This window comes from Paracoccus sp. 22332 (assembly GCF_052045125.1).
GTDB classification, from domain to species: Bacteria; Pseudomonadota; Alphaproteobacteria; order Rhodobacterales; family Rhodobacteraceae; genus Paracoccus; species Paracoccus haematequi_A.
Genome location: NZ_JBQEOI010000082.1, coordinates 1 through 6,376, shown reverse-complemented (window position 1 = coordinate 6,376; position 6,376 = coordinate 1). Strand labels below are relative to the sequence as shown.

4 protein-coding genes are annotated in these 6,376 nt (G+C 60.8%); all 4 read right to left on the bottom strand.

Features of this window, described 5'->3' with window-relative positions:
- Positions 1 to 20: 20 nt before the first annotated feature.
- Entirely contained in the window at positions 21 to 1,586 is a 1,566-nt protein-coding gene (tnpC, locus tag ACTJI6_RS23380; RefSeq protein ID WP_080622378.1) for an IS66 family transposase, read from the bottom strand.
- A 68-nt stretch (positions 1,587 to 1,654) separates the two neighbouring features.
- Positions 1,655 to 2,014: an IS66 family insertion sequence element accessory protein TnpB gene (tnpB, locus tag ACTJI6_RS23375; protein ID WP_214273084.1), complete on the bottom strand. Its 360-nt coding sequence runs from the start codon at positions 2,012 to 2,014 to the stop codon at positions 1,655 to 1,657.
- Positions 2,008 to 2,427, bottom strand: coding sequence for an IS66-like element accessory protein TnpA (tnpA, locus tag ACTJI6_RS23370; protein WP_440798008.1), 420 nt, complete (start codon positions 2,425 to 2,427; stop codon positions 2,008 to 2,010). The genes tnpB and tnpA overlap by 7 nt, the downstream gene beginning before the upstream one ends.
- 96 nt (positions 2,428 to 2,523) lie before the next feature.
- A complete protein-coding gene (locus tag ACTJI6_RS23365) occupies positions 2,524 to 6,222 on the bottom strand; it encodes an NACHT domain-containing protein (protein WP_440804125.1) in 3,699 nt (1,232 codons plus the stop codon).
- Positions 6,223 to 6,376 lie beyond the last annotated feature (154 nt).

Sequence of the window (6,376 nt, the reverse complement as noted above, 5' to 3'; positions counted from 1 at the left end):
GTAAGCGCGACGACGAGGCCCTATGCAGCGAGGCTTGACGCTTGGTCGTAGCACCAGGGCATGAGGTCCTCGATGCGGGATCTGGGGTGTCCGTCGAGGATGGCCCGGAGGGTATCGGCGAGGTAGTCGACGGGGTTCACGCCGGACAGCTTGCAGGTGGCAACCAGCGAGGCGAGCATGGCCCAGTTCTCGGCGCCGATTTCGTTCCCGGCGAAGAGGGCGTTCTTCCGGGTCAGCGCGATCGGACGGATCTGGTTTTCGACCGGGTTGGTGTCCAGCTCGAGGGTGCCATCGTCGATAAAGCGGATCAGGCCGGGCCAGTGCGCGAGGGTGTAGCGGATATCCTCGGCCAGCAGGGACTTCCGCGGGATGCGCGAGAGCTGGGTCTCCAGCCAGGGCTTGAGCGCGGAGATGATCGGGGCGGATTGCTCGCGTCGGATGGCCATGCGGACGGCCGGGTCCTTGCCGCGCACGGTCTTTTCGATCTGATACAGCAATGCGATCTGGCGCAGCATCTCCTCGGCGATGGGCGAGCCGTCGCTCTCGACGCGTTTGACGAAGCGGCGGCGGACGTGGGTCCAGCAATAGACCAGCTGCCACGGCCCCTCATCGCGCGTGATCTCGGTCAGCGCATTGTAGGATTGGTAGGCGTCGCATTGCAGGAACCGGCCGCGGTATCCGGCCAGGAACCTAAGCGGATGTTCCCGTCCCCGACCGGGAGCGTAGTGGAACAGCACGAGGGGCGGGCCGGCACCGCCATGCCCGCGATCGTCGGATACGACGGCCCAGAAGTAGCCGCTCTTGGTGGCCTTCCGGCCCGGCTCCAGAACAGGCGCGCGGGTCTCGTCGACGAAGATCCGGTCGGCGACGCGCAGGTGGACCTTCATGTGGTCGATCACGGGCATCAGGTGGAAGCAGGCGCGGCCGACCCAATTGCCGAATGTGCCGCGGTCGAGGTGGAGCCCCTGCCGCTCGAAGATCCCCGCCTGGCGGTAAAACGGAAGGTGGTCGCCGAACTTCGAGATGATGATCCATGCGATCAGCCGCTCGGTGGGCAGGCCGCCCGGCACGACGTGCTCGGGCGCATGAGCCTGCACTACGGCCTGCGAGCAGCGGCGACAGGCATATCTGGGGCGCCGCGTCACAAGAACCTGGAACTGCGCCGGGATCACGTCGAGCCGCTCGGAGACATCCTCCCCGATCCGGGCCATCTCACCACAACCGCAGGGGCAAAGGGTGCTGGCCGGCTCGATCACGCGCTCGACCCGGGGCAGATGCGCCGGCAGATGCCCACGGTTGCGCGCGGGCTTGCGAGGTTCTTCCCCTCGCGCCCGGGAAAGCGCGGCTTCAGCCTTCTCCTGCGCGGCCTCAAGCACGCCCTGGGCCAGTTCGGCGTCCTCGAGCGGCAAATTGAACTGGTCGGGTGACAACTTCTCGGAACTCTTGCCAAAGCGCTCGCGCTGCGAGGTGCGCAGGATACCCTCCAGCCGGCGGTTTGCCTCCTGTACCTCCGCGAGCGCTGCCTCGACCTCCGCGAGGCGGGCCTTCAGATGAGCGTTCTCGCGGCTGAGAGTGTCGGCATCCATGCCTGAAGTGAATCACGCTGATGCCGTTCTGGCCAGTAAAAACGGGGCCTCCAGTGCGTCGGATGCACTTACCCTGCAACCAGCGGGCGGCGCACCCGCTCGGGTCTTACCAGTCTCCAGTCCAACCCCTCGAACAGCGCCGCCAGCTGCGCCGAGGACAGGCGCATCACCCCATCCCGCACCTGCGGCCAGACGAACTTGCCGCCCTCGAGGCGCTTGTGAACGAGCACCATCCCGGTCTGGTCCCAGACCAGAATCTTGATACGATCTGCCCGCTTCGCCCGGAAGACGAAGACCGCCCCGCAGAACGGGTCGAGCCCGAACATCTCCTGCACCGCCAGCGCCAGCCCGTCGATGCCCTTGCGGAAGTCCACCGGCCGCGTCGCCACGTAGACCTTCACCGGCCCGCCCTGGCCGAGCATCACCATGCCGCCGCCCGCGCCGCTCGGATCGACCGCGTAAGCAGAACCTCATCGGTATCTGCGCCGACGCGGATCACGACATCACCCACAACAATCTCCACGCCGGTGCTGGCCTCCGTCTCTGCCGGCATCTCCGCTGCGGCGCCCTCGACGACCAGTTCTGCAAACATCGGCAGTGCCGCCACGCTCTCGGGCACGACAAGCTGTCCGTCCCGTAGCTTCTTCCGCCAGTCATAAACCTGCCAGCGCGTCGTCCCGTGCCGCCGCGCGACTTCGGTCACCGAAGTTCCCGGCACCAAGCTTTCCGCCGCAATCCGCGCCCGCTCCGCCTTCGTGCGTCGCTGACGCCCGGTCGGCCCCTCCATCACTTCCAGCCGCGAAACCCCACCATCCGAGAAGCCGTCCAAATGGCCGCCCATTTTGCCGTCTCGTTCCAAGCCAACACCTCCGACGTTCATGCGCACGGAGATTGGCCCGTTCAGATCACCAGCGGCAGGAGGGGATCAGCGTCGCGCTTACGATCGTTGGGTCGCGACTTCACATTTGACAAGTAGGACGACATCTTCGGGCGAAGGGTTCTGCGCAAGGCTATGGGCGAGCAGCGCCATTTCCTTAGTTATTGGTCCGTCACGGAGCAGATCATGAACATGGGCGCGCGCATCGCGATTTTCCCGCAGCAGGCCCGAGATTTCATCATGAAGTCGCCCGTAGGTGGAAGCCTCATTAAGTTTACCTGAGCAAACCAGGTCAACGATAGCTCGAGCCGTATTCTCGCCTGGAAGGCTCATGACAGACTTCTGCCATTGATGATCCTGATATAGGCGAGGATCGTCTTCAGCGAGACTGAAGAGAACGCGCTGGCCATCCACCGAAGAGGATAGGCCGAGGTTACGGATCATCTCTTCCAGCATGCGAGGTGTTCGTTGGGCGTCAGGTAGACGGACGATAATCTCAGGGATTTGAGTCAATGGCATTCCGAATGGCAACAAGCGCAGCCAGTCTCGAAGCTGATAGCTCTCGCCATCCGTGAGTATCCAAGTATGCTGTTTCGCGTCTTCCAGCGTTTCGTAGATGCCGCTCGCGATGAGGTGCATGGGCACATCCTCGCCTGATAGGACAAGGCCTAGAACCAGCGCAGCGCGCGGCTGACGCGAAGCGCAAGCGATCAATTTTTCAAATGTAGCAGCTCGGTTGCCATGCGGTAGGCGCGCGCCAATGCTGCCAAGAACCACGGCGCGCTTGTGTTGTTCCTCCGTCGTCCCATCTGAGATAAGCGTCTCGACGGCCGTGAAAATCGCGTCTGCCTCGCGGCAGCTTTCGTTCGGCCTCGCTTGGCGTGCGGCACGCCGCTCATTAACCCTCGAGAAGTCGATGCCGCCCATGAGCCTTCGATCTTCCTTCGGCTCGTTTTCTTCCGCCCATTGAACCGCCAGAACTCGTGCTGCGTATTCGCCAAAGTGCTCGTGGGTGAGATATCCCGCCACCAAGTCGAATGTTTCCGGCGCACGGATGGCGATCAGCGCCGTCTGATACTCGTGCATGTGAGGATGCTGCGCTTCTGTAACGACCGCTCGATCCCGCCATCCGCTCGCCTTTGCCGCCTCGCGAAATTCATGAAAGAGCTTCAAGTTATCGTCCAGCAGACGCTGAAGGGTCGGTAACAATGCTGGTGTTGGCGCATGACCGATCATTCGCGCGATATCGGCCTTAGCACTCCGAGATGAAGACTGATCCTCCAAGAGTCTGCTAGACCACACCTGCGCTAGGCGAGCGATCGACTCCAAGCCCTCCGTGTCAAATGGCCGTCCACGCCCGTCCTCTTCCTGGCTTCGGTTTGCAAAGAGGTTCGCAAGGGGAGCTAGTTCTTCGTTTTTGGCAGAATCTGACCGCGCAGCTACGGCAGCAACAAGGCTTTTGCCCCGAGTGCGAGCCAATCGTTGCCGCAAGGCAGAGAAGCGGTCCTGCGCTGCCCGATCGTGACCGCCATCCTTGTCCCGCAACCTCGAGCGCACCTCAAGATTCGCATCTACAATCACACCAACCGCATCAGGACCCAGTACAGATGCCGCTGCATCCGCGTTGGGGTCGTAGGAACTCGTTTCAGCTAGCGCGATCTGTAGTAGGTCGTTGTCTTCGAGCACATAGCCAGAAGCTGCGAGAATGTCGTCAGCACCGTAAAATAGCTCCTTTCTGGCGCGAAGGCGCTTCAGCACGGCCTCCGCGACAGCCTCGGGGTAGCGCTCATTCAGGTCCCATATCAAACGGCGATCATGGTCTTCGCGTCTGTTTATATCGAGATCGGTCAGTAGGGTGATGACCTCGCGAGAAACATCGCCGGACGGTTCGCTCCTCAACAGGATAAGCAAATGCTCGCGAGCAGAGAGCCCAGCTACTTTTTGCCTTTCACGAGCCGCATTTAGCCGCTCCCGGATTTCAGCATCGTCGACGTCGTCGAAATAGGAATTCTGGGCGAGGCAATCGTAGACGGCGTCGTCGGCATTACGAAGAAGATCTACTAGGTGACGGTCGGCGCGACGGAACGATAGGGAGTGAGCAACGGCCACCTTCACGTTGAGATCGACGTCAGCTTTCGCCACAGCAGTTGCGAGATCGAGTCCCTCCATTCCGCTGTTGCTGGCTATCTCTGACAAGACGTGCTTACGGACCTTCGGTGGCAGGCCTGCAAGGCGCTCGACGGCGTCCTTACCGAACACCGCTGGCCGGAACCTATCGGCAGCCCGGAGAGCGCCGAGATGGATCTGATCGTTCTCGTTTGTCAGAAGCGGCCAAAGATGGTCGATGAATTCCGACCTGCCGGTCGAGACCATGAAGCGGACAGCGCGGTCTAGCTTGCCCGGCGTGTGCCAGCGCTGGATGCGCGCTTGAATTTCGCAGGCGACAACTTTCCAGACATCATCGCTGGCCCGGAAGATCATCTCTGCTGCGAGAAGAGGATCGACATCGTAGCCAGCCAGGATGGTGGATGCGCAAGCTCCCTGCTGTGTTTGGTCTCCCCGCGAAGTTCGTTCAACCGCGAAGAGAATTGATTCAGTCCAAGACCGGCAATCCAGGATTTCTGCTCTTAGTCTCTCCATGACAGCAGGATCGCTCACTGCAATCAGCATCAAGCGCTCGACTTCGTGGGAAGCAAACCACTCCTGGAACTGCTGGTGCTGGAACGACAGTCCCTCGGTATCACTCGCGCGTACCAAGACATGGGCGCTCACAAGCGCATTGAGGATCTTGTTAGGTTGGGTCGTCAGAGAGGCCAATTGGTCAGCCGCGACAAGGTTGCGGGAGACACCGTTGACGATTTTTCGAGCATCCGCGTCCGTAACCGAAGTGTTGGCATCCACGGTCATGCTGACTGCAAGGGCTTCTAGATATGACGTGTGGAAACCTTCGGTCGCCTCCATCAACACCGCGAACTTTCCCGCGTCTTGTTCCAGAGCGGAAACGAAGTGCCGTAGCACTTCTTCTTTCGTCGTGGGGAATGAATGATCTCCGGGCGATGCTAGCAGCGAAGTCAAATACAGCGGTATCGACACAAGTTCCCGCACACCCGGTGTTCTCCACGCGTGATCGACCAGCCTCTCGCCGGCATCGCCACGCATTTCTCGCGCAATGGCCATCTGGTCTGAATCTCGGAGAGGTAGGAGATCCACTCGCGTTCCAACGAAGGGAATGTCGAGTGCCTGCTGTCTTGTGGAAATCACCAGCCCTATTTCAGGCAGCTCCCCTTTGAGACGTGTAATCTCGATGCGGGCCCGCTCTCGCGCAGCACCATCAAGTTCGTTCCAACCATCCAGTAGCAGCACCACGCCGGGCGCTGCGGCTACTCGCTGAAGGTCGTTTTCTGAGAGTCCGGTATAGGATGCCCGCCTCAGCACGGATCCGAGCAGGCTATCCCGCATAGTTGCCCACTCTCCGAGAGGAATTATTATTGGCGCTCCGACTTGAGCGTCAACGATACCATCGGCGACTTGGAAGATCGTGGTGGTCTTGCCCATTCCAGGAGCGGCAACGAGGATAAGGTCCTCGAACGTGGTGACGGCTCTTGCGAGCGCGTTGGTGCTGAGGCACTCGCTGATCTGATCGATTTTCAGCGTGAGCGAGATTGAACTCGTTGGCCACTTTCCAGCCCTTTTGAACACCGCCAGGTCAGCCGCTGCTGCTCGTATCAAGCGCGCGCGCAATTCTTCGTCGGTGGGCATTGAGGGAGCTGGCGGAAAGGCCACATTCTCAACGACGCTGCGCCAAGCGTGTTGATTTCCACCCAGAACTGAGCCGGCATTTCCATCGAGAAGTGAGCCACCTCTGACTATGGATTTCCGGTCATTCAGTGGTCAAGGCGTGATTGTTCTCCTT